The organism is Rheinheimera sp., assembly GCF_965283995.1.
In the GTDB taxonomy this organism is placed as follows: domain Bacteria; phylum Pseudomonadota; class Gammaproteobacteria; order Enterobacterales; family Alteromonadaceae; genus Pararheinheimera.
Genome location: NZ_CBDIQG010000001.1, coordinates 2,201,139 through 2,224,544, shown reverse-complemented (window position 1 = coordinate 2,224,544; position 23,406 = coordinate 2,201,139). Strand labels below are relative to the sequence as shown.

Annotated in this window: 19 protein-coding genes; 7 read left to right on the top strand and 12 right to left on the bottom strand. The window is 50.3% G+C overall.

The window, feature by feature from the left end:
- Nucleotides 1-4: 4 nt before the first annotated feature.
- From ACQ66Q_RS10105 to ACQ66Q_RS10085, 5 genes are all read right to left on the bottom strand, one after another.
- Nucleotides 5-2,683 carry a M14 family zinc carboxypeptidase gene (locus ACQ66Q_RS10105; protein WP_430456681.1) on the bottom strand — a complete coding sequence of 893 codons (2,679 nt, stop codon included), beginning with the start codon at nucleotides 2,681-2,683 and terminating at the stop codon, nucleotides 5-7.
- A gap of 171 nt (nucleotides 2,684-2,854) precedes the next feature.
- Complete coding sequence (glyS, locus tag ACQ66Q_RS10100; RefSeq protein ID WP_430456680.1) at nucleotides 2,855-4,909, bottom strand: glycine--tRNA ligase subunit beta; 2,055 nt, start codon at nucleotides 4,907-4,909, stop codon at nucleotides 2,855-2,857.
- 2 nt (nucleotides 4,910-4,911) lie between these two features.
- The gene (gene glyQ / locus ACQ66Q_RS10095; RefSeq protein ID WP_430456679.1) at nucleotides 4,912-5,826 is read right to left on the bottom strand and encodes a glycine--tRNA ligase subunit alpha; all 915 of its coding nucleotides are present in this window, start codon (nucleotides 5,824-5,826) and stop codon (nucleotides 4,912-4,914) included.
- Nucleotides 5,827-6,016: 190 nt separating this feature from the next.
- The gene (locus tag ACQ66Q_RS10090; RefSeq protein WP_430456678.1) at nucleotides 6,017-7,222 is read right to left on the bottom strand and encodes a M56 family metallopeptidase; all 1,206 of its coding nucleotides are present in this window, start codon (nucleotides 7,220-7,222) and stop codon (nucleotides 6,017-6,019) included.
- Nucleotides 7,222-7,596 carry a BlaI/MecI/CopY family transcriptional regulator gene (locus tag ACQ66Q_RS10085; RefSeq protein WP_430456677.1) on the bottom strand — a complete coding sequence of 125 codons (375 nt, stop codon included), beginning with the start codon at nucleotides 7,594-7,596 and terminating at the stop codon, nucleotides 7,222-7,224. The genes ACQ66Q_RS10090 and ACQ66Q_RS10085 overlap by 1 nt, the downstream gene beginning before the upstream one ends.
- Nucleotides 7,597-8,127: 531 nt before the next feature.
- On the opposite strand from ACQ66Q_RS10085, the gene ACQ66Q_RS10080 reads away from it, so the two are divergent.
- Nucleotides 8,128-9,015 (top strand): hypothetical protein, encoded by an 888-nt coding sequence (locus tag ACQ66Q_RS10080; RefSeq protein ID WP_430456676.1) that lies wholly within the window; start codon nucleotides 8,128-8,130, stop codon nucleotides 9,013-9,015.
- Nucleotides 9,016-9,116: 101 nt separating this feature from the next.
- Here ACQ66Q_RS10080 and gyrB read toward each other — a convergent pair whose 3' ends face one another.
- Genes gyrB through dnaA form a run of 4 tightly spaced genes read right to left on the bottom strand, consistent with a single transcriptional unit; the run spans nucleotide 9,117 to nucleotide 15,120 of the window.
- Nucleotides 9,117-11,534: a DNA topoisomerase (ATP-hydrolyzing) subunit B gene (gene gyrB, locus ACQ66Q_RS10075; RefSeq protein ID WP_430458549.1), complete on the bottom strand. Its 2,418-nt coding sequence runs from the start codon at nucleotides 11,532-11,534 to the stop codon at nucleotides 9,117-9,119.
- Nucleotides 11,518-12,630, bottom strand: coding sequence for a DNA replication/repair protein RecF (recF, locus tag ACQ66Q_RS10070; RefSeq protein WP_430456675.1), 1,113 nt, complete (start codon nucleotides 12,628-12,630; stop codon nucleotides 11,518-11,520). The genes gyrB and recF overlap by 17 nt, the downstream gene beginning before the upstream one ends.
- 3 nt (nucleotides 12,631-12,633) lie before the next feature.
- Nucleotides 12,634-13,737 carry a DNA polymerase III subunit beta gene (gene dnaN / locus ACQ66Q_RS10065; RefSeq protein WP_430456674.1) on the bottom strand — a complete coding sequence of 368 codons (1,104 nt, stop codon included), beginning with the start codon at nucleotides 13,735-13,737 and terminating at the stop codon, nucleotides 12,634-12,636.
- A gap of 12 nt (nucleotides 13,738-13,749) precedes the next feature.
- Nucleotides 13,750-15,120, bottom strand: a complete 1,371-nt coding sequence (gene dnaA / locus ACQ66Q_RS10060; RefSeq protein WP_430458548.1) for a chromosomal replication initiator protein DnaA — start codon at nucleotides 15,118-15,120, stop codon at nucleotides 13,750-13,752.
- A 437-nt stretch (nucleotides 15,121-15,557) separates the two neighbouring features.
- Here dnaA and rpmH point away from each other — a divergent pair, with 437 nt between their 5' ends.
- The 5 genes from rpmH to mnmE all read left to right on the top strand — a co-directional run bounded on the left by rpmH (nucleotide 15,558) and on the right by mnmE (nucleotide 19,386).
- Nucleotides 15,558-15,695 carry a 50S ribosomal protein L34 gene (rpmH, locus tag ACQ66Q_RS10055; RefSeq protein ID WP_084164225.1) on the top strand — a complete coding sequence of 46 codons (138 nt, stop codon included), beginning with the start codon at nucleotides 15,558-15,560 and terminating at the stop codon, nucleotides 15,693-15,695.
- Between the two features lie 53 nt (nucleotides 15,696-15,748).
- Entirely contained in the window at nucleotides 15,749-16,087 is a 339-nt protein-coding gene (gene rnpA / locus ACQ66Q_RS10050) for a ribonuclease P protein component (RefSeq protein WP_430456673.1), read from the top strand.
- A complete protein-coding gene (yidD, locus tag ACQ66Q_RS10045; RefSeq protein ID WP_208932530.1) occupies nucleotides 16,039-16,296 on the top strand; it encodes a membrane protein insertion efficiency factor YidD in 258 nt (85 codons plus the stop codon). Before rnpA ends, yidD begins: the two co-directional genes overlap by 49 nt.
- 8 nt (nucleotides 16,297-16,304) lie before the next feature.
- Nucleotides 16,305-17,945, top strand: coding sequence for a membrane protein insertase YidC (yidC, locus tag ACQ66Q_RS10040; RefSeq protein ID WP_430456672.1), 1,641 nt, complete (start codon nucleotides 16,305-16,307; stop codon nucleotides 17,943-17,945).
- Between the two features lie 76 nt (nucleotides 17,946-18,021).
- Nucleotides 18,022-19,386: a tRNA uridine-5-carboxymethylaminomethyl(34) synthesis GTPase MnmE gene (mnmE, locus tag ACQ66Q_RS10035; RefSeq protein WP_430456671.1), complete on the top strand. Its 1,365-nt coding sequence runs from the start codon at nucleotides 18,022-18,024 to the stop codon at nucleotides 19,384-19,386.
- A 45-nt stretch (nucleotides 19,387-19,431) separates the two neighbouring features.
- Here mnmE and ACQ66Q_RS10030 read toward each other — a convergent pair whose 3' ends face one another.
- From ACQ66Q_RS10030 to ACQ66Q_RS10020, 3 genes are all read right to left on the bottom strand, one after another.
- Nucleotides 19,432-19,983, bottom strand: a complete 552-nt coding sequence (locus tag ACQ66Q_RS10030) for a YbhB/YbcL family Raf kinase inhibitor-like protein (protein WP_430456670.1) — start codon at nucleotides 19,981-19,983, stop codon at nucleotides 19,432-19,434.
- An 80-nt stretch (nucleotides 19,984-20,063) separates the two neighbouring features.
- Nucleotides 20,064-20,513, bottom strand: a complete 450-nt coding sequence (trxC, locus tag ACQ66Q_RS10025; RefSeq protein ID WP_430456669.1) for a thioredoxin TrxC — start codon at nucleotides 20,511-20,513, stop codon at nucleotides 20,064-20,066.
- Between the two features lie 130 nt (nucleotides 20,514-20,643).
- Nucleotides 20,644-22,497 (bottom strand): DEAD/DEAH box helicase, encoded by a 1,854-nt coding sequence (locus tag ACQ66Q_RS10020; RefSeq protein WP_430456668.1) that lies wholly within the window; start codon nucleotides 22,495-22,497, stop codon nucleotides 20,644-20,646.
- 167 nt (nucleotides 22,498-22,664) lie between these two features.
- Here ACQ66Q_RS10020 and mioC point away from each other — a divergent pair, with 167 nt between their 5' ends.
- Entirely contained in the window at nucleotides 22,665-23,117 is a 453-nt protein-coding gene (gene mioC / locus ACQ66Q_RS10015; RefSeq protein ID WP_430456667.1) for an FMN-binding protein MioC, read from the top strand.
- Nucleotides 23,118-23,406 lie beyond the last annotated feature (289 nt).

Sequence of the window (23,406 nt, the reverse complement as noted above, 5' to 3'; positions counted from 1 at the left end):
TTTTTTAACGCAACGGTGACGCATTGGCGGCACCGCGGAATACCGCATTGATATACAACAAGTGCATGCCATCGACATAAGCGCGGAAATTGGGCTCCTGCGTAAAGGCGATAATTTGGCCACGCCCCAGTTCCTGCACCATCACCACGGATTTTTGCGCTATTTGCAGCCGGTTTTCATCCCAAACAAATCCACCCGCCAGCACTTTGTCGGCACTATCAAAAGTCACGACGTTGCGACCCTGGTCGATCGACAGCGGTGTATAAATCTGATTGCCGACATAAATGGTTTTGACCTGTGGCGGCACCGCAGCGGTCAGCCAATGGTTTTGGTCAACGCGGGCATTGGCCATAAAGCCCGGCACCCAATCCGGATCAGCCTGCCAGGGTTCCAGTAACTTCTGATAATCCGATTCTGCTTTTAGTAAAGTACCAGGCACCTGCGTCTTGTCCTGCGGTTTTTTCCGCTCGCTGGTCTTAAATTCCTGTTTGCTGGCCAACAACGGCTCTTTGCCCTGTAACAACCATTCATTGGCATTACCAAGCGCTATCAGCACGCCGCCGCGCTGCACAAACTGCCGCAGCAATTGCTGACCGCGTTCACCCAATGCGTTCTGGTAGCCCGCCCGCGATGAAGGGAGGATCAGCACGTCATACCCTTGTAACGCAGATTGTAGCATTTGCGCTGGCCGCATGGCCGTGACCGGATAACCGATAAATCGTTCCAGCACAAAGCGGGCGCTACCGGCGCTGAGTGGGTCCGTGGGCTCATCCCAAGCCATGGCGATATTCACTTTGGGGATCAGTTTCACCTGTCCTGAGCCAAAGTTCGGCCCATCTAACACCCAACTGTTGCTTATCCCTTCAACCTGAGCACCAGACCGTCCAGCCAGCTCACCAATCTTTTCTGCCAGACCCGGGTTATCCGCCTTGCTCAAAATCAAAGTACCAGCCGGATACTGTTTACCGTTCTGATGGGTGAACGCCACGTCCGCACTTTTAACTTTGAATCCCTGCTGCAAGGCAGCACTCATCAACCGCGCGGCAGCCATATCGCCCCAGGGCACCAGATAACCATAGGTAGCATCGGTCTGACTGACCTGCCCTGGGATGAGAGTCTCAGGCCCAACCGCGGCAGCGCTGACTTCGACCGCACTGCTGCAACGGTTCACCGTCAGGTTATACATCTGCGGTAACGACCAGGCTGTCACGTCGTAAATTTGATCTGGCAGATTGTTGGCGCGACGCTCTTCCTGCTGTTTGATAAACTTCGCATCCATCGGTACTGAATCATCCAGCACAGCGCGGATCAGCTGATATGTCGGCTGGGCGGTATTCACCAGATAGGCTCCAGCCTGATAAGACTGGCCACAGGCGCGGAAATCTTCCTGCGCCTGCTCCACCCGGATACCGTGTTGCGTTAACACGCCCATCAGCTTCTGATGACCGGCTTTATCGCGACTGGCCGGGAAAATATAACTACCGATGCCGTCTTTATTGCCTTGTTTCAGCGCTTGCTGCCGATACTGATAAAAACGCTGCAGCAGTTCTTTGCGCTTAGTGGCTGCGGTTTCAAGGGTGGCGGTATAGGCAATAAAGTTACGCTGCACCCCGTCGGCAAAAGTGACCACGGAGCCATCCTGTTTGCGATAGGCATGACCGCGGGCAGATCCCATCTCGTAGGTCATCGCAATGCTGCCGTGATACAGCGGCCAGCTGGCACCATAGCCCGGGAAAAATGCATCAAAAATTTCTCGGGTGAAATAGTCGTAACCGAGCTCATCAAACTTTTTCGCATTGTTCTGGCCGAACCACTGCAGCGTCTCGCGTTGTGACGCCAGAATAAACGGATTATAAGGTTCCGCTTCCGGGCTGAAGTAATAACTCTGATCGCCGCCCATCTCGTGCGAATCCACATAAACCAGCGGGAACATTTGCTGCAATCGTTTCACCCGCTGCTGAATTTCCGGTTGGGTCAGTGCGAGCCAGTCCCGGTTCATATCAAACAGATAGTGATTGGTGCGGCCATTCGGCCAGGGCTCGTTATGCTCAGCCGAAAAACGGTCGGCTGAATGCACCAGACCTGCAGTGGCGTAATAACGGCTGACAAATCGATGATGGCCGTCTGGATTTTGCAGCGGCTCGATATACACCAGGGTGTTATCGAGAATGTGTGCGGCTTTGCCACTTTGTTCGGCGAGCAGGAAATACGCCAGCGCCATGGCCGCATCGACCGGGCTGATTTCATTGCCATGCAAAGTACTGGACACCCAGACGCTGGATGGCAGATTCTGCAGCAACTGTTCGGCAGACTGATTTGTCAGCGTCCGTGGGTCAGCCAGCCGCCGCATATCGGTTTCGATTTGATCTAAGGCGCTCAGATGCGCAGGCTTGCCAATCACCACATAAAACAGCGGCCGGCCCTGAGCACTTTTGCCATATTGCACCAATTTCAGCCGGTCCGGCGCGGCCTGCTGCAGCTGGCGGAAATAGTCCAGTACCGCCGCAGGTTCAGTGATCCGGCTGCCCAGCGCATAGCCCAACGCCTGTTCCACCGTCGGCACCGCTGTGTTGTATTGACTGCCAGGAAAATATGGCAAAGCGGGTGTAGTATCACTGGCCAGCGCCAGTCCGGTGAACAATTGGCCCGTGAATAGGCATAAAGCAGGCAGGATCCGTCGCATCAAATTTGGCTCTTTTTGCTGAGAAAAGATCAAACTAAAGTGTCCCGGTAACAGCGGCAAGCCTTGTACAAAGTTTATGCGACCAGCCGGCGCTTTGCTGCGATTGAACTGCCGGCAATACAGCTAAAAAAATCCCCGCAGTGCGCGGGGATTTTTCCAATCGGAAGGTCGTTATTGCAGCACAGCGATATCTGCGACTTGCAGGAACAGCGCACGAAGCTGCGCCAACAGCGCCTGGCGGTTTACCCGCACTTTGGCGTCATCGGCATTGACCATCACCTGATCAAAGAACTGATCGACCACATCGCGCAGCTGCGCCAGATGGGCCAGACCTTCGCTGTAGCTATTCAGGCTTTGCTGATAAGCCTGCTCAGCCACAATGGCGTTGTACAGGGCTTTTTCCGCGTCTTCGCATAATAACGTTGCATCCACAGTGGCCGGAATGTCTTCGGTCACTTTGGCCAGAATGTTCGCTACGCGTTTGTTTGCGGCTGCCAATGCCAGCGCAGCGTCCAGCTTGCGGAACTCTGCAACGGCTTTGACGCGGCGATCAAAGTCGGCTGGATTGGTTGGCCGGCGTGCTAACACCGCCTGGATCACGTCGATGCCATAGCCTTCGCCTTCATACCAGGCGCGGAACCGGCCTAACATGAAGTCCAGCACTTCATCTGCGACCTGGGCATTGGAAAGCTTGTCGCCAAAAGTGGTTTGGGCAAAACCAATCACGTCGAGCAAATCCAGTGGCAGCTGTTTCTCCACCATGATGCGCAGTGCACCAATGGCGGCACGACGCAGCGCAAATGGGTCTTTGTCACCCTTTGGCGCCTGACCGATCCCAAAGATACCAACTAACGAGTCAAGCTTGTCCGCAATCGCCACCGCACAGCTGACTAACTGGCCTGGCAATGCATCACCGGCAAAACGCGGCATATATTGCTCGTTCAGCGCCAGCGCGACCGCTTCGGCTTCGCCGTCGATGCGCGCATAGTGCATGCCCATAATGCCCTGCGTTTCCGGGAATTCACCGACCATGTTGCTCATCAGGTCGGTTTTCGACAGCAAACCAGCCCGTTTTGCGTGCTCGACATCGGCACCGATCTTGCCGGCAATGTAACCTGCCAGTTCACTGATACGCTGTGATTTCTCCAGCAGTGTGCCGAGCTTTTGCTGGAACAACACAGTACCCAGACTTTCCAGCCGGTCTGCCAGTTTGGTCTTTTTATCCACACCAAAAAAGAACTGCGCGTCGGTCAGACGTGGCCGCACCACTTTTTCGTTACCCGAAATGATTTGTTGCGGGTCTTTGCTGGCAATGTTGGCGACAAAAATGAATTTATTCAAAAGCTTGCCGGCTGTATCTTTCAGCGGGAAGTACTTCTGATTGTCTTTCATTGTCGACATCAACGGCTCTGGCGGTACTTCGAGGAAGCGTTCTTCAAAAGAACCCACCAGTACTACCGGCAATTCGACCAGCGACGCCACTTCTTCCAGCAGAGCGTCGTCCATTTGCGCCACGCCGTTTAAGCTGGCAGCGGTCTTTTCGACTTCGGCTTGGATAAAGGTTTTACGCTTGTCGTAATCGGCCACAACATAAGCCTGCTCCAGCGTGCTTAAGTAAGCATCTGCATGGGCAATTTCGACTTTGGCCGGCGCATGGAAACGGTGGCCATGCGTGACGCGGCCAGCAGCTTTACCCAGAATAGTCGCAGGTACCACATCGTTGCCGTATAGCATGATGATGGTGTGAACCGGACGGATAAACTCAGCGTCGTTGGCGCCCCAGCGCATTGGCTTGGCGATCGGCAGTTTAGCCAGTGCAGTGGCCACGACTTGCTCCAGCAGCGCAACAGTCGCCACACCAGTGACTTTGGCTTTATGGATGAGCCAGGCACCTTTGTCCGTTTCTAAACGTTCGGCTTCTGCCACCGTGATGCCATTCGAAGCAGCCCAGGCTTGTGCCGCTTTGGTTGGCTCGCCATGGGCATCAAAGGCACCGGCCAGTGCCGGACCGCGTTTTTCGACGATTTTATCGGCTTGCTGCGCAGCCAGTGCATTGACCCGCACGGCCAAACGACGTGGCGCGGCATACCATTGGCTGTCAGCAAAACCCAGACCCAGTTTGGTCAGTTCATCCAGGATGTTTTGCTGCAACGCCGTTGCTAAAGTTTTTAACGACTTCGGTGGCAGCTCTTCAGTGCCAATCTCGACAAAAAAATCTTGTGCCACGATCAGGCCTCCTGCTTGGTGTTACGGCATAACGGGAAGCCGAGCTTCTCACGTGCCGCGTAATAAGCTTCCGCACAGGCCTTAGCCAGAGTCCGGACACGCAGAATGTAACGCTGGCGCTCAGTCACCGAAATGGCGTGACGGGCATCCAGCAAGTTAAAGGCGTGTGAGGCTTTCATTACTTTTTCGTAGGCCGGCAGCGGCAGACCCAATTCAATCAACTTATGGCTTTCCGCTTCATACTGATCAAAAGCAGCAAACAGCGCTGGCACATCGGCGTATTCGAAGTTGTAAGTTGATTGCTCGACTTCGTTCTGGTGGAACACGTCACCGTAAGTGATACGCCCCATCGGACCGTCGGTCCAAACCAAGTCAAAAATGCTGTCGACGCCCTGAATATACATCGCCAGGCGCTCTAAACCATAAGTGATCTCACCGGTTACCGGGCGACATTCGAGGCCACCGACTTGCTGGAAGTAAGTGAACTGCGTCACTTCCATGCCATTGAGCCAGACTTCCCAGCCTAAGCCCCAGGCGCCCAACGTTGGCGATTCCCAGTTGTCTTCAACAAAGCGGATGTCATGCACCAGCGTATCGATGCCCAGTTCACGCAGCGAGCCTAAGTACAGCTCCTGAATGTCGGCTGGCGACGGTTTCAGAATGACCTGGAATTGATAATAGTGTTGCAACCGGTTTGGGTTTTCGCCGTAACGACCATCGGTTGGACGACGGCATGGTTGCACGTAAGCGACGTTGCTTGGCTCCGGGCCAAGCGAACGTAAGAAAGTCATCGGGTGGAATGTACCAGCACCCACTTCCATATCCAGTGGCTGCACAATGACGCAGCCCTGACGAGCCCAATAATCCTGTAATGCCAGGATCAGGCCCTGAAAGGTTTTAATATCGTATTTGTGCATAGAAAGCGCACCTGCTCAGCTATTTCGGCAATAAAGACCGGAAAGTATACCGATTTGTGCGGCTTTTCTGTAGCGCAATGGCGTGGTTTTTCCGCGCTTTTTCTGCCCATGCCTTGATCAGACATTGGATCCAGACAAAACAGCAAAAGAGCCCGTGGCCCCTTTGCTGTTTTGACTGTGACTATCGCGTTTAATGCTTTGGTGTTACCTCCACCCGCTCCATATCAGCCGGTACCGGGTCCATCGCAAAATCGAGTTGTACTTTTGCTTTTTTCATACCGCTCGCGGATGGGCTATAGACCCATTGCTGCAACGCCTTGATTGCTACTTTATCAAACACCTGCGCCGGCACTGATTTGATCATTTGCACATTCTGCACAGTGCCGTCCGGCTGAATATCAAACTCAGCCACGATATAGCCTTCAGTTTTTGCTTGTACCGCTGCGAGAGGATACCGTGGCTCCACACGCATAGTTGGTTTCATGTCTGCTGCCCCGTCTGCTGCCTGCACTGGCTGTTGTAGCCATAACGTCGTGCCGACTAAAGCAATCAAGGTCAGCGCCAGCGCCGTTTTGCTAAAACCCTGCTGGCGTTGTAACAATTGCAGCCGTTGTTTCATCATTTTTTTGTCTCCATAGTGGTTGGTGAGCAGTTGCCAATCAGCAGCGCTGCTTTGGGTATTGCTTGGTAGATTGCGCAGTAGCGCATAACTGTAAGCAATCTTTTGCTGGAGGCTGGCAGACACTAAAACTAAAGCATCACAAGCCAGCTCCTGATCCTGCCGGTAAGCGCGATACGCCAACCAGCTCAGCGGATGGAACCAGAACAGCATCAGTAACAACAACGCAAGCAGGTTGGCGTGGAGGTCGCCACGACGCCAGTGTGTCAGCTCGTGTTGTAGTACCAATTGCTGTTGTTCAGCGTCAAAACGCTGCAGGAAGTCAGCCGGTAACAACACCGTTGGCTGCCAACACCCCGTCACATAAGGCCCCTGTTGTTCACTGCTAAGTTTGCAGGTCATTGTGGTGCCTGCGGCGGTAAACAGGGTGGCCGTCTTGATCTGACGGCGGATGCGCTGATATTGGCGCCATATAGTTATCACCATGACACCAACGCCACAGCTCCAACATATCAACAGCAGCAAAGACCACTGAAAGTGCGCTGATAAGTCCTTACTGAGCTGGTGCATATTCCGCTGAACCTGATAGACGGCGGTCTCAGCAACCGGGGTCAGCTGGAATGGTAGTAGCGGCCATAACAGCAAGAGTGGTACCGCAAGCCAAAGACTGTATTGCCAGCGAGCCCCCAGCCAGCGCAACACCAGTGGTCGCGCCAATAACAGAGCAGACAGCAGCAGTGTCAAAGGCAACATCTGCGTCAGTAGCCAGTTCAGCATTATTTCTGCTCCTGTTCCCACTTGGCGATCAGTTGTTTCAGCTCGGCCACGTCGTCAGCCTTTAGTTGCTGATGCTCAGCAAAACCCGCCACCAGCGGTGCAAGGCGGCCGGATAACACCCGCTGGATAAAACTCTGACTTTCCCGCAGTTGGTAGTCAGATTGTTGCAGCACCGGGAAATACAAATAAGCGCGGCCGTCTTTTTCGAAGCTGACGGCTCCTTTACCGACCAGGCGGTTCAACAGAGTTTTCACCGTTTTTTCGTGCCACTGACTGGCATCTGCCAGTTGCTCCACTACCTGATTTGCCGTCTGCGGCGCCCGCTGCCACAACACTTTCATCACTTCGAGTTCCGCCTGACTGATCTCTTTCATTTTTAACTCCGGCTTTTTGTCACCTATAGCTGCGACCTTGCTTGAACTGAGACAACTAACATATTACACATGTAATACATTTAATATTACACGCGTAATCAATTAGCGCAACAGGGTAGCTGCAGATTATTTTTCAACCGCTGCCATTGCAAGGCAGCAACTGTCAGAGCTATTTTCCCGTGGGTCAAAAAAAAGAGGACGTGAGGACCACCTCACCACTCCAGTTTACCCGAGGACGGCCCCAGCCAGATGTGAGGAGCCGTTCACATGGCCATATCGTATTCTGCTTAGCTATGTTTAGTCGCCGCAGCTGCTTTTGAAGTGCGATAGGTGTTATGCATGCGCTTTTCAGATGGATTCAGTCGTTTATTGTCCGGCGGATTTGCGCTGCTTGTTCAATATAAAATAGGGTCAGCGTGATGGGGTGCGCTATCAGACAAGGCCCTACCAAATAAGGCTTTATTTCGCGATGCGGGCGACAAGCGCACTGATTTGGGTAATGCTTAGCGGGGTATTTGGCGAGGCGATCCGATGAGTGAAATTGTCCCAATCCGGCAGAGTTTTCGTGCGCTGTTGTGGAGCTGCTTACTGTTACCATCCATGGCGCTAACAGCTGAAGTCCCCGACAGAACGATTGTCTATGCCCGCCCTATTCAGGATGGTGACAGCAGTCAGTTGTATCAAGTCCGGCTGTTAGCTGCGGCACTGAATAAGATGGGCATTCGACATCATTTAGTCGCGTCGGAGGTGCCAATGGTACAAGGCCGCTCCTTACGCACGGTCGCAGAAAAACATGGTATTGATGTGTTCTGGAGCGTCACAACCACAGAACGCGAGCAGTTACTGGCTCCGGTCAGGTTCCCCATTGACAAAGGGCTGTATGGTTGGCGCATTTTGTTGCTGTCGCCACAACAGTCACAATCAGGTGCAACGCTGTTGCATTTCAACGACCTGAAAAAGTTGTTACTGACCCAAGGCCATGACTGGCCCGATACCGAAATCCTACGGTTCAATAAACTTAAAGTGCTGCCTTCAAACCAGTATTCGACCATGTTCGAAATGGTTGCAAACAACCGAGTGGATGCCTTTCCTCGTTCTGTGCTTGAGGTTTGGCGGGAGCTTGCTGAAGCAAAGGTGCAGTTACCGGTTGAAGCAAGTCTGGTACTCTATTATCCAACAGCTTTGTATTATTTTTTCTCGCGCGAGCAACAAGAATTGGCACATCAGGTCGAACAAGGCTTGGAGCTTATGCTGCAAAGTGGCGAATTCGAGGCGATGTTTATGCAAGAATTTGGTGACGCTATTGCCCGTTCAAAGCTGGCCGAACGTCAACTGATTCAATTACGAAATCCTCTATTACCAGCAGCGACGCCACTAGATCGTGCTGAACTTTGGTATAAACCGACAGAGGTCCAATAGACCACGCCAGCCTGCCTATTCTTTCCCGCGTAGTACCGTCAGAATTCCGCATAAAAAAAGCAGACCGAAGTCTGCTTTTTTATGATGCTGAACCCAGCGTTTTAGACATCGAGGTTCGCTACACGTAATGCGTTTTCTTCGATAAAGGCACGACGCGGTTCTACTTCATCACCCATCAATGTATTAAACAATTGATCGGCGCCAATCGCGTCTTCGATGGTGACCCGTAACATACGGCGAGTATTTGGATCCATCGTCGTTTCCCACAACTGTTCAGGGTTCATTTCGCCTAACCCTTTATAGCGTTGGATATACAGACCTTTTTTCGACTCTGTAATGAGCCAGTCCAGGCCTTCGACAAAATTGCTGATTGGTTTGATTTTTTCACCACGGCGGACATAACCACCATCTTCAATTAGGTCACGGATGGCATCGCCTAAAGCAGCGATCCGGCCGTAATCAATTGACGTGATAAAGTCATAATGCAGCACATATTCATTGTCGATACCGTGCTGGCGGATCACAATTTTTGGTAATGTCAGATTGCGCTCGCGGTCTTCGGTCACATCAAAGGTGTAACTGGAACCATCACCTTCTTTGTCTTGCAGACGTTTGGCCAGTTTGGCAACCCACTCTTTGGTCAGCGTTGCGTCTTTTAACATGTCTACTGTAATACCAGGAACGTAAACCAGTTCATTCAGCAGATTTAATGGGATCTTGCGACCCAAACGATCGATGGTAATTTTACATTTGTAGTACTGGCTGACCAAAGCCTCCAGCGGCGCACCGCCAATGCCAGGAGCATCGGCGTTGACATGCAACGTTGCTTCGTCCAATGCCAGTGTCGTCAGGTATTCGGTCATCGCAGTATCATCTTTGATGTACTGCTCTTGTTTGCCCTTTTTCACTTTATACAGTGGTGGCTGAGCGATGTAGATATAACCGCGCTCAATCAGTTCAGGCGTCTGGCGATAGAAGAAAGTCAGCAACAAGGTACGAATGTGAGAACCGTCGACGTCCGCATCCGTCATCAGGATGATGCTGTGGTAACGGGTTTTGTCCGGATTGTATTCTTCCCGGCCAATACCACAACCCAATGCCGTGATTAGCGTGCCTACTTCCTGTGAAGAAATCATTTTGTCGAAGCGAGCTTTCTCCACGTTCAGGATTTTACCTTTCAGTGGCAGAATAGCTTGGTTTTTTCGATTACGGCCCTGCTTGGCAGACCCGCCCGCAGAGTCACCCTCTACCAGATAGAGTTCAGACAACGCCGGGTCTTTTTCCTGACAATCGGCTAACTTACCAGGTAAACCAGCAATATCCAGTGCGCCTTTGCGTCTTGTCATTTCACGCGCTTTACGCGCTGCTTCCCGTGCACGGGCCGCATCAACAATTTTAGTAACGATGATTTTGGCGTCGTTCGGGCTTTCCAGCAGATATTCGTTGAGCTTCTCGTGCATAACACTTTCAACTGCAGATTTCACTTCGCTGGATACCAGCTTATCTTTGGTCTGCGAGCTGAATTTTGGATCGGGCACTTTCACGCTGATAACAGCAGTTAAACCTTCACGGGCGTCATCACCAGTCGCTGACACTTTCATCTTCTTGGCATAACCCTCAGCATCGATGTAAGTGTTCAACACTCGGGTTAATGCCGAACGGAAACCCGCTAAGTGAGTACCGCCATCACGCTGTGGAATATTGTTGGTAAAACAATAGATGCCTTCCTGGAACGAGTCATTCCACTGCATCGCAACTTCAACGGTAATACCGTCATCCCGTGAGGAGCAAAAGTAGAACGCTTTCGGGTGGATCGCGGTTTTTGTGCGATTTAAATACTGCACAAAAGCTTCGATACCGCCTTCGTATTTAAAGTGGTCTTTTTTGTCATCGCGTTCGTCACTCAGAATAATGCTAACGCCTGAGTTTAAGAACGACAATTCACGCAGTCGTTTTGCCAGAATGTCGTAGTGGAAATTGATATCGGTGAAGATTGTGTCACTTGGCCAGAAACGAATTTCCGTACCGGTACTATCAGTCTCACCAATTACTTTTAATGGTTCGTCGGGTACACCCAGGCGATAAATCTGGTTGTGCACCTTATTTTTCCGGCGAATCGTCAGTTCGAGTTTGTCTGACAGCGCGTTCACGACCGATACACCTACACCGTGCAGACCACCGGATACTTTGTACGAGTTGTCGTCAAACTTACCACCGGCGTGCAATACCGTCATGATGACTTCAGCTGCCGACACACCTTCTTCATGCATATCGGTTGGAATACCACGACCGTTGTCGCGGACTGACACTGAATTGTCACTGTGAATCGTGACAAATACATCGCTACAATAACCAGCTAATGCTTCATCTATTGAGTTATCGACTACTTCGAACACCATATGGTGCAAGCCTGAGCCGTCATCGGTGTCCCCGATGTACATACCAGGTCTTTTGCGAACTGCATCTAAACCTTTCAGTACTTTAATACTCGAGGAATCGTAATTATGTTCTTCGGCCATCATTATCCGTCCGTTTTATCTGCCCGTGTTCCACGTGGAACAATGCCGCATCCTGGGTCAGGTGCGGCAAAATCTGGTCAGGTTCAATTGCAGTAATAAATACCTGCGATTGGAGTTGAGCTAAAAATTTGAAGATCTGGCGTTTAGATTGGTCATCCAACTCAGACGCCAGATCATCGATTAACAATAAGGGCTGTTTATGCCCCCGCTGCGCAATCACGTTACTCTGAGCCACTTTTAGTGCAAAGAGCAGAACTTTCAGCTGACCGCGAGACAATAAGTCGTCCACATATTCGCCATCAACTTTTAAGCGCAAATCTGCTTTTTGCGGTCCCAGTTGGCTATAACCGGCTTTCAGGTCACTACTGAAGCCGTCTTGCAGTTGCTGCGATAGCTCTGCAGCTTCACCACTGCGAACCTGCCAGCCAGGCGCCAACTCAAGCTGTAAGCCTGCTAAGCTCGGCACATCTGCCGTCAACGTCAACAAGACGCTGGATAGGGTCTGCAAGTACTGTTGGCGTAACTGCTGCAATTGCACTGCAAGTTCCACGTATTGTTGATCCCAATATTGATATTGGGCTCCATACGCTTGTCTGCTTTTTAATAAGGCATTTCGCTGTTTTAATACCTTATGAAAACGCAGCCAGACATCGTAGAAGGAAGGTTCCACGTGGAACAATCCCAGATCAAAAAACTGCCGTCGCTCTTTCGGTCCACCGAAAAACAAACGAAAGCTCTCTGGCTGAAGCAATTGCACTGGCAATAAACTGGCACAATCAGCCAATCGCTGTACAGCTTCGCCGTTTAAACGGACCTGCCAGTCACCTTGTCTATCCCGTTGCATTCCCAATGCGATCTGTTGCATCGACCAATCAACACGCGCAAATAAGGTGTATTGCGCCTGCTCGTGCCGAATCACTTTATATGGCTTGCCGGTACGGAACGACCGCCCATGTGCCAACAGGTAAATCGCTTCTAATAAGCTGGTTTTGCCGCTGCCATTGGCACCATAAATCAAATTCCAGCCTGGATGAAAATCCAGCTGCGCCTGCTTGATATTGCGGAAATCATGCAGGTGCAACGAAGTTAATGCCATGCGTCAGAGCCGCATTGGCATCACGACATACAAGGCACCAGGGTTGCCAACCCCTTCGACCAACGAACTGGAATTGGCATCACTTAAATGCATCACCACCAGATCTGTATTGAGCGTATTTAATACATCCAGCACATAACCGACGTTAAAGCCTATCTCAAGGGTGTCGCCGTTGTACTCGACCTCGATCACTTCTTCAGCCTGTTCATGCTCAGGATTGTTCGCAACTATCTGCAATTCTTGTGGATTCAGTGTAAACCGCACGCCACGATACTTTTCGTTAGAAAGAATAGAAGCCCGCACACAAGCATCTTTTAATACCGAACGATGCGCGGTAAGTTGGCGCGAACTATTACGCGGCAGTACTCTGCGGTAATCCGGGAAACGGCCATCAATCAACTTACTGCTGAAACTAAACTGGCTATCCATCAGCCGGATATGGTTCTGACCAATACTGAGACGGATCAACTGGTCATCCGCAGCTAACAAACGCATCAGTTCTAAAACACCTTTGCGCGGAATAATGACCTGCTTTTGCTGACCTGCAGTGACGCCAAGCTCCATCGAACTCAACGCCAACCGGTGACCGTCTGTGGCAACAGTGCGTAACGTGCCGTTATCTACTTCAAACAGCAAACCATTTAAGTAATAACGCACATCCTGGTTTGCCATCGAAAAAGCAGTATCTTCCATCAGCTTACGCAATTGAATGCGGCTCAGTTCGAACTCAACTTCACCTTGCCAGCTTTCCAGATTCGGATAATCGTTGGCACTCAGTGTCGCCAGGGTAAATTTACTTTTCCCGGTGCTGACCACACAATTATCGCCTTGCAGTTGCAACGTCAATACACAGGACTCTGGCAAGGACCGGCAGATATCTAATAACTTTTTCGCTGGAATAGTGACTCGTCCGGGAGTGATGACTTGCTGCGGAAAGGCAGCAGCAACCAGTTCAATCTCCAGATCTGTCCCGGTCAACGCAATCTGGTCCTGCGTCACGTCAAGCAATACGTTGGACAGAATAGGCAAAGTATGCCGGCGCTCAATAGCACCAGACACCATTTGTAAGGGTTTTAATAAAGCGTCACGCTCAATAATAAAATGCATAACAAGTCCCTATTAAGATGACAATGTCCGGATTAAATTTTGAAAATCTTCTTTAATTTCATGAGTTTCTTCTTTCAAAGACTCAATCTTCCGGCACGCGTGCAATACGGTTGTGTGGTCCCGGCCGCCAAATGCATCACCAATCTCCGGCAAACTGTGATTAGTAAGTTCTTTTGACAACGCCATCGCCATCTGCCGCGGGCGAGCAACCGAACGCGAACGTCGTTTGGATAACAAATCAGCGACGCGGATTTTATAATACTCAGCGACTGTCTTCTGAATATTTTCTATTGTTACCAGCTTGTCCTGTAGCGCCAATAAATCGCGCAACGACTCACGAACAAAATCAATAGTGATTGGGCGACCAGTAAAATTGGCGTTGGCGGTGATACGGTTTAACGCACCTTCAAGCTCGCGAACATTCGAGCGCAGCCGTTTTGCGACAAAAAATGCCACTTCTTCCGGCAATCGGATGTTATTTTCCTGCGCCTTGCGCATCAGGATCGCAACCCGGGTTTCCAACTCTGGTGGCTCAATGGCGATGGTCAGGCCCCAACCGAAGCGACTCTTCAGGCGCTCTTCAACACCATCAATTTCTTTCGGGTAGCGATCTGAAGTCAGGATGATTTGCTGGTTACCTTCAAGTAACGCATTGAATGTGTGGAAGAACTCTTCCTGTGACCGATCTTTTTTTGCAAAAAACTGAATATCATCGATAAGCAATGCATCGACAGAGCGGTAATAACGCTTAAATTCTTCGATCGCATTATTCTGTAGGGCCTTGACCATATCTTGGACAAAACGCTCAGAATGCATGTAAATAACTTTTGCATCAGGCTTTTTTGCCAGGATCCCGTTGCCAACAGCATGCAACAAGTGCGTTTTACCGAGACCGGTTCCGCCATACAAAAACAAAGGGTTATAGGCTGTGCCCGGATTGTCAGCGACCTGACTGGCAGCAGCGCGCGCCAACTGATTCGACTTACCTTCAACGAAATTCTCAAAGGTATAGTTCGCACGCACGTTACTGCGCACAATAGTTTTTGGTGCAGGTTCTGCTACAGCAGCGGACGCAGCAGGAGCGGCTGCGACCGGCGCAAGCCGGCTACTGCTGATCGGACTAACTTTGGGCGCCTTCTGACTGCTGCCGACTTCAAAACGCAGACGGGGAGAATGATCACCACAATAGTCATGGATCAACTCATTGATCCGGTTCAGATATTTATCGCGAACCCAATCCAGCACAAAGCGATTTGGTGCATAAAGCGTTAATGCGTCATGAGAACTGTCGGCCTGCAGCGGGCGGATCCACATACTGAACTGTTGTGCTGGCAGTTCAGACTGCAACGCTTCCAGGCAATTTTGCCAAACTGACTGATACACCATATCTCCATCAGCCTCGAATAATTAGTATTGGACAAGGCAGGTGTTAGGGAAAGACCCGCATTATGAGCCGATCTTATCCACAACTGCAATATTGACTTTTTGAAAAAGTGAATGATTCAAGGAGTATCAACATATAGTGTTGTTTTATATGCTTTTTTATCTTTTAGACAATTTAATAATACCATCAAAACTACTGCTATTTTTCTGGTATATCAGTGGCCTTAATATAGATTCATGCACATATTATCCCAGAATAAAGCTCAGCCTGTGGACAACTGTGAAAGATCTGGGATCTGAGTGGGAAATAACCAAGGATCGCATTGACAAGCGGGGGCAGAATACTTAGAATTCGCGCTCTTTTTTAAATCTCTGCGTTTTGGTACTTACTAAAACTCAGATTCAGTTAGTAACTATCGACCGGACGGACGAAGAAAATGAGCAAAAGAACCTTTCAACCAAGCGTTTTAAAACAGAAACGCAACCACGGTTTCCGTGCACGCATGGCAGATAAAAATGGCCGCGCAGTATTAGCACGTCGCCGTGCGAAAGGCCGCAAGCGCTTAACTGTCTAGTCAGTTATTTAAAGCGCTGCGTGGTCAGCTATACCTTCAGCAGGGAGTTACGTTTGTTAACTCCCCGCGAATTCGACAATGTATTCCAGAACCCGTTCCGGGTCGCTTCCCCACTCTTCACTATCCTGTGTAAAGCCAATCAATCTGAACATCCACGGATTGGTCTGACGATCGCTAAAAAACGTGCTAAATTGGCCGTCCATCGGAATCGCATCAAACGTTGTGCCCGTGACAGTTTCCGGCTGCATCAGCACGAATTGCCACCGGTCGATATGGTGCTGATGGTGAAAGGCGATATCAGCAACACTGACAACGCAGAGCTACACCAGCAACTGGAGCGCTTATGGAGCAAAATCGCCCGCCAGTACAAAGCTATCCAACCAAAATCCTGATCACAGCGATTTATGGTTATCAGCGATGTATTAGCCCGCTGTTCCCGCCCAGCTGCCGTTTTACTCCCAGTTGCTCACATTATGCTGTTGAAGCATTACAACGCTTTGGCGTGATAAAAGGCAGTTGGTTAACCACCCAACGTCTATTAAAATGTCACCCTTTACATCCGGGTGGTGAAGACCCAGTTCCTGACAAGCAAAAGAGATAAGCTCACACATGGAATCGCAACGTAGTTTATTAGTGATTGCCTTTGCAATCGTCAGTTTTTTTCTGTGGCAAGACTGGCAGAAAGATTATGGTCCAAAGCCAGTTGTTCCGGCTCAATCCGCAATCAACAGCCCTAATGCCAGCGCCGAACCTCAGTTGTCCGCCTCAGGCCCACTGAGCAATCCCACTTCAACGACTGCAGCGGTAACAGAAGGCAAAGTCATTGAAGTCAATACTGATGTGCTGAATGTCAAAATTGATACCCGTGGCGGCGATATCGTTGGCCTGGTGCTGCCAAAATACACGCTGAGCCTGGAAGACAACACGCCATATCCGTTAATGCGTCAACTGAACGGCTTCAACTACACAGCGCAAAGCGGTCTGTTAGGTGACGGCCCTGATGAGAAACGCACTGCCAAACCAGTGTATAGCGTCACTCAGGATAAATTCGTTTTGGCTGATGGCCAGACAGAGCTGAATGTCAGCCTGAAACTGGAACACAACGGCCTGCAAATTGAAAAACGTTATACCTTCAGCGCAGGCAAATATGATGTCCGGGTTGATTATATCGTGACCAACGCCAGTACCGGCAGCAAAGTCATTCAGCCTTATCACTATCTGGCGCAAACCATCGAGAATGGTAAAGATGGCAATATGATGATGCCGGTATATCGCGGCGGTGCCTTCTCCACTACTGAACAACGCTACGAAAAGTTCGCCTTTGAAGATATGCAGGACCAAAACCTGGATCTGGCCACTAAAGGCGGCTGGGTCAGCATGCTGGAACACTATTTTGTCTCCGCCTGGGTACCGCAAGCTGAAGAACAGAATCAGCTGTTCAGTCTGGTCAATAATAACGAAGGTATTATTGGCGTCCGTGGTCCGCAAAGCAGCATCGCTGCCGGCGAAAGTAAAACACTGACCGCAACCTTCTACGCAGGTCCGAAAGATCAAGCCAGCCTTGCGGCAATTGCACATGGTCTGGATCTCACAGTCGATTACGGCTGGTTATGGTTTATCTCTCAACCACTGTTCTGGTTGTTGCAGCAAATCCACACTCTCGTCAGCAACTGGGGTGTCGCAATCATTGCCATCACACTGCTGATTAAACTGGCCATGTTCCCTTTGACGAAAGCCCAGTACGAGGGTATGGCAAAGATGCGCAATCTGAAGCCAAAAATCGACGAGCTGCAGGCGCGTTATAAAGACGACAAGCAGAAGATGGGCCCGGCGATGATGGAACTGTATCGCAAAGAGAAAGTAAACCCGATGGGTGGCTGTCTGCCAATGCTGATCCAGATGCCAATCTTCCTGGCGCTGTATTTTGTGTTTGTCGAAAGTATTGAATTACGTCAGGCACCGTTTATCTTCTGGATCAAAGATTTATCTGTAATGGATCCATATTTGGTACTGCCAATTCTGTACATCGTCAGTATGTATGCGATGCAGAAGCTGACGCCTGTCACTGTGACAGATCCGATGCAGCAAAAAATCATGTTGTGGATGCCGGTCGTATTTGGTCTGTTTTTCATCATTTTCCCAAGTGGCCTGGTGCTGTACTGGGTGGTCAGTAACCTGATCTCACTGGCGCAGATGCTATATATCTACAAGGGTATGGAGAAAAAAGGCCTACACGTACGTAACGCCTGAACATCCTGATCGAATGCACAATGGCCGTTACACTTGTAATGGCCATTTTTTTATCTGAAGTGAAGAGGAATAGGGTATGTATGCCACTGATACCATCGCAGCACAAGCCACAGCGCCGGGACGCGCCGGGGTTGGCATTATCCGGGTTTCAGGCCCGCAAGCTGTTGCAGTCGCACAGGCGGTATTAGGCCGCGTGCCGAAAGCCCGTGTGGCGGAATATCTGCCCTTTCTCGCTGCTGACCGATCTGTATTGGACCAGGGCATCGCGCTGTACTTTCCGGGGCCAAATTCTTTTACCGGCGAAGATGTATTGGAACTGCAAGGCCATGGCGGACCAGTATTACTCGACATGCTATTGCGGCGTATTCTGCAAATTGCCGATTTACGCATCGCCCGCCCGGGCGAGTTTTCAGAACGGGCATTTTTAAACGACAAACTCGATCTGACACAAGCTGAAGCTATTGCTGATCTCATCGATGCCAGCAGCGAACAGGCTGCCCGTAGCGCGATGCAATCATTGCAGGGCGAGTTCTCCCGGCAAATCCACGCCTTGGTGGAAAAAGTTATTTACCTGCGCATGTATGTTGAGGCCGCCATTGATTTCCCGGACGAAGAGATTGATTTCCTGTCCGATGGCAAAGTGTCTGGCGACCTGGCCGTCATTCGCGCCGATTTAACGCAGATCCAAAAACAAGCCACTCAGGGCAGTATTCTGCGTGAAGGCATGAAAGTAGTGATTGCCGGCCGACCAAATGCCGGTAAATCCAGTTTACTGAACGCGCTGGCCGGACGTGAAGCCGCCATTGTCACAGACATCGCTGGCACCACCCGCGACGTGCTGCGCGAACATATCCATATTGACGGCATGCCTTTGCATATCATTGATACTGCAGGTCTGCGCGAAGCTACTGACAAAGTAGAACAGATTGGTATCGAACGCGCGTGGCAGGAGATTTTGCAGGCAGATCGGGTACTCTTTATGGTCGACAGTACTACGACAGCGGCAATAGATCCGGCCGAGATCTGGCCCGATTTTATCGCACAGATCCCACCGGAACTGGGGATCAGCGTGATCCGGAATAAAGCTGATTTAACCGGCGAGCCGGTCGGTGGCGAAGAGAGTGGCAAATATCCGTTATTTCGCTTGTCGGCTAAAGATAAGACCGGGCTGGATGCCCTTCGCGAGCATTTAAAAGCCTGCATGGGTTTTGAAACCGGGAATGAAGGCAGTTTTATTGCCAGACGCCGCCATCTTGACGCATTAGCCCGCGCATCTGAACACCTGTCCATCGGTGAGCAGCAATTGCATGATCATCTGGCCGGCGAACTGTTAGCAGAAGAATTGCGCCTGACGCAGCAGCACTTAAATGAAATTACCGGCGAATTCAGCTCTGATGATCTGTTAGGCCGGATCTTTTCCAGCTTCTGTATCGGAAAATAAGCAAAAAAAGCCGGCAATCAAGCCGGCTTGTCCCACATGAGCGTGTTAACGGGCATAGGTTGCCGTTAATGTCGCTTTGGCCAGCGCACTGGCATTAAGCATAAAACCCACTACGGCAGCACTGGCGCCATCAGGAACACCCAAAGCTACCGTCGGCAACGCCCAGACCGTAAACTGATAACGATGCATGCCATGGCCCTCTGGTGGACAAGCACCACCAAACTCCTTAATACCATAGTCGTTATTAAAGGAACGGCAGCCGGCCGGTAACGCGCCGTTACCAGCACCACGGGCCAGTGCGTTGACATCCGCCGGAATATCTAACACCAACCAATGCCAGAAACCAGAGCCGGTCGGCGCGTCCGGATCGTAAACCGTCACCGCAAAACTCTGAGTACCGGCAGGCGCGTGATGCCAATGTAATGCCGGTGATAAATTAGGTCCGTCACAACCAAAACCATTGAATTCAAATGTTTTTGCCATGAAATGACCTTCCTGAATATCTGGGCTGGTCAAACTGAATTTATTGCTTTGCATCAAAACTCCCTCGTTGGTCATTTGCAACTGAGCATAACCCAGCACCAACTTATCCGACATAAAAAGGAACCGCCGTTATTGTTTACCCATTCAGACCGTACTAATGGAGACCGGGCATCATTACCTGACCAAATAGTTACCTACTGCTCCATCTGCTGTGATATGGCGCTGCGGTGTTGTTGTAACCACTGATAAAACTGCTGTTTTGGCAATGCGCCGGCAAGTTGGGCAATCACCTGCCCTTTGTGCAACAGCATCAGTGTTGGGATCGATCTGATTTGAAACTGTGCCGCTAACTGCTGCTGCGTTTCGGTATTGATTTTACCGAAGCGTAAACCCGGCTCAAATTCGCGTGCTGCCTGTGCAAAAGTCGGGGCAAAACTCTGACAGGGTCCACACCAGTCTGCCCAGAAATCCAACACGATCGGCAACTCTGATTTTTGCACCAGATTAGCAAAATTTTCTATGGTGATATCAACCGGGCTGCCGGTAAACAAACTCAGTCTGCATTTACCACACACCGGAGCTTGACCGAGCCGGCTCGCTGGAAAGCGGTTCAGACCGGCACAATGGGGACAGGCGACAATCATGATGGGATCCTCATTAGCTTTGTGATGATCTGGGGATTATCAGCAGAACATCAAGGGACAAAACGAGGATCCGAAAAACAAAAAACCCCGCAAACGCGGGGTCTCTGACTACCAACAAAACCAGTTAGGCTTATGAGCCTTCGCGGGTCCGTGGTTTTTTCGGTGCAGCACCCGGCCGTGGGCCAGTACCTGCCGCTGGAGCACCACGATCTGGACGGTCGCTACGCTCGGCACGATCAGCACCGCTACGTTGATAACGTTCCGGCCGCTCGCCACGCTCTGAACCTGGACCACCAGAATCTACACTGATATTCAGTTTTTGTTTCCGTACATAGACCTTTTTCAGATGCTGAAACACTTCTGTTGGCATATCGCCTGGTAATTCGACTGTTGAGAAATGATCAAACAGTTTGATATTACCGATAAACTGGCTATCAATATTGGCTTCATTGGCGATAGCACCAACGATATCGCCGGCACGAACGCCGTGCTCTTTACCAACTTCGATCCGGTAGTTGATATAGTTGCCTTGCAGCTCACGACGTGGTGGGCGTGGACCACGTTCCGGGCGATCACCTGAACGCTCAGGACGGTCGCCTGTACGCGCCGGACGATCTCCACGTTCAGGACGCTCACCACGTGCATGCGGCTCACGGATCTCAGGGAACTGGCCAGCAACATTTAAAGGCTGACCTTTTTGTGCCATAAACAACAGCGCAGCGGCTAAATCAGCATCTGTTGTTTCCAGTTTTTCCCGCCAGTCGTTAATTAAGTCCTGGAAAAAGCTTAAATTTTTCGCTTCGATAGTGTTTGCCAGCAATTCGCGGAACGATTCAATCCGGCGCTGTTCGATCACTTGGCCTGTTGGCAACGACATTTTTTCAATTGGCTGACGGGTAGCAAGTTCAATAGTGCGCAGCAAACGACGTTCACGTGGTGACACGAACAGAATCGCCTTGCCTTCACGACCAGCACGGCCGGTCCGGCCGATACGGTGGACATAAGCTTCACTGTCATAAGGAATATCGTAGTTAATAACTAAGCTGATCCGTTCAACATCCAGACCACGAGCAGCAACATCAGTTGCAACAATCACGTCGATCTGGCTGGCTTTTAAGCGGCGAATAGTTTGTTCGCGGTTGGCCTGGTTCATATCGCCATTGAGGCAAGCGACTGCATAACCGCGAGCACCTAATTTTTCGGCAATTTCCTCAGTCGCACTCTTAGTCCGAACGAAAATGATGCTGGCATCATATTCTTCGCCTTCTAATACCCGAGTAAGTGCATCCAGCTTTTGATTTCCGTCCAGCATCACATAACGTTGGGTGATGCGCTCAACAGTACTGGTTTTAGATTCAATCTTGATTTCATGCGCATTTTTCAGATGCTTCTGCGCGATGGCACGAATTTGCGATGGCATCGTTGCAGAGAACATTGCAACCTGACGACCGGCTGGTGTCGCATCCATGATGGTTTGTACGTCATCAATAAAGCCCATCCGCAGCATTTCATCGGCTTCGTCCAACACGATGGCACGCAGTTTATCCAGCTTTAACGTACCCCGATCCAAGTGATCAAGAATACGACCTGGCGTCCCCACAATTACTTGCGAGCCACGTTTTAATGATTTCAGCTGATTGGTATAGCTTTGACCACCGTATAACGGCAGCACATGGAATGCAGGCATAAAGCGGGCATAAGCCTGAAACGCTTCTGCAACCTGGATCGCCAGCTCGCGGGTTGGTGCCAACACCAGGATTTGTGGCTCGTTCTGTGCGGGATCAAGCCGGGCCAGTAATGGCAATGCAAAGGCGGCAGTTTTACCGGTACCGGTTTGTGCCTGGCCTAATAAGTCCTCACCAGCTAACAGTTTTGGGATTGCGGCCGCCTGGATAGGAGACGGTGTTTCGTAACCCAATTCTGTGACCGCGCGCAACAATGGTTCTGGCAGGTCAAGCTGGGAAAAAGTCAGGGACTCGGACATATGTTGTATTAACCTCAATAACACGCAGGCGCTTCAAAGGTATGTGCTATTGTAGTTTTACTGAGCCTGCATTGCAGTAAAAATACCCGGCGCCTGTTGTGAGCGATGCTCAACAGGCACAAATTCCAGTAGTATAGCCAATCATTTAACTGACCAGAGACGTACAGATGATTGAGATCCTCGTGGGCAGCCAAATGGGCGCTGCTGAATACACAGCAGAACAAGTGGCTGAAACACTGGTACAAGCGGGATTTCCTGTCAGATTACATCTGACGCCCGTATTAGAACAACTGACCAGAAGCTCAACCTGGTTAGTGATCACCTCGACCTATGGTGCGGGTGATCTGCCCGATAACATCCAACCCTTTGCGGATCAATTAGCACAAGATCAAACAGATCTTACCACAGTTTCTTATGCCGTGATCACTTTAGGTGACTCCAGCTATGATACTTTTTGTCTGGCTGGCAGCAAAATAGCGGAATTGCTGGCAAAAAATTCAGCTAAAAATTTAGATCTGAGTTTGCAAATTGATGCACAACAAGCTGATTTACCAGAAGACCTGGCGCTTGCTTGGTTACCACAATTGATCTCAAAACTCTCAGCATCATCAGTTGGCTGATCTATCAGTCAGATCCTTCGGATAAAAAAAGGGGGACCAAAGTCCCCCACAAATACACAAGTCACTGTCCAGAAACTGGATATCTAACGGTGGAATGTTGGCAGCTAGAACCAACAACGCCGATCATCAGGGTTTAAGAATCAATTTACTTAATATTCTTCTGATAAATCACTGATAAAAAGCGGATCCAGCTATACAGGGTTGTCCACAGACAGATCCCAACTTGATCACATCTGTGGATAAAACATGAATAACCCAGTGTATAAGCTGATGTTATCCTCTTGATGAA

Excerpts from the sequence above, each read along its gene's own strand:
- ACQ66Q_RS10105 (WP_430456681.1), bottom strand. The coding sequence starts at position 2,683 with ATGCGACGGATCCTGCCTGCTTTATGCCTATTCACGGGCCAATTGTTC.
- glyQ (WP_430456679.1), bottom strand. The coding sequence starts at position 5,826 with ATGCACAAATACGATATTAAAACCTTTCAGGGCCTGATCCTGGCATTA.
- ACQ66Q_RS10090 (WP_430456678.1), bottom strand. The coding sequence starts at position 7,222 with ATGCTGAACTGGCTACTGACGCAGATGTTGCCTTTGACACTGCTGCTG.
- ACQ66Q_RS10085 (WP_430456677.1), bottom strand. The coding sequence starts at position 7,596 with ATGAAAGAGATCAGTCAGGCGGAACTCGAAGTGATGAAAGTGTTGTGG.
- ACQ66Q_RS10080 (WP_430456676.1), top strand. The coding sequence starts at position 8,128 with ATGAGTGAAATTGTCCCAATCCGGCAGAGTTTTCGTGCGCTGTTGTGG.
- gyrB (WP_430458549.1), bottom strand. The coding sequence starts at position 11,534 with ATGGCCGAAGAACATAATTACGATTCCTCGAGTATTAAAGTACTGAAA.
- recF (WP_430456675.1), bottom strand. The coding sequence starts at position 12,630 with ATGGCATTAACTTCGTTGCACCTGCATGATTTCCGCAATATCAAGCAG.
- dnaN (WP_430456674.1), bottom strand. The coding sequence starts at position 13,737 with ATGCATTTTATTATTGAGCGTGACGCTTTATTAAAACCCTTACAAATG.
- rpmH (WP_084164225.1), top strand. The coding sequence starts at position 15,558 with ATGAGCAAAAGAACCTTTCAACCAAGCGTTTTAAAACAGAAACGCAAC.
- yidD (WP_208932530.1), top strand. The coding sequence starts at position 16,039 with ATGGAGCAAAATCGCCCGCCAGTACAAAGCTATCCAACCAAAATCCTG.
- yidC (WP_430456672.1), top strand. The coding sequence starts at position 16,305 with ATGGAATCGCAACGTAGTTTATTAGTGATTGCCTTTGCAATCGTCAGT.
- mnmE (WP_430456671.1), top strand. The coding sequence starts at position 18,022 with ATGTATGCCACTGATACCATCGCAGCACAAGCCACAGCGCCGGGACGC.
- ACQ66Q_RS10030 (WP_430456670.1), bottom strand. The coding sequence starts at position 19,983 with ATGTCGGATAAGTTGGTGCTGGGTTATGCTCAGTTGCAAATGACCAAC.
- trxC (WP_430456669.1), bottom strand. The coding sequence starts at position 20,513 with ATGATTGTCGCCTGTCCCCATTGTGCCGGTCTGAACCGCTTTCCAGCG.
- ACQ66Q_RS10020 (WP_430456668.1), bottom strand. The coding sequence starts at position 22,497 with ATGTCCGAGTCCCTGACTTTTTCCCAGCTTGACCTGCCAGAACCATTG.
- mioC (WP_430456667.1), top strand. The coding sequence starts at position 22,665 with ATGATTGAGATCCTCGTGGGCAGCCAAATGGGCGCTGCTGAATACACA.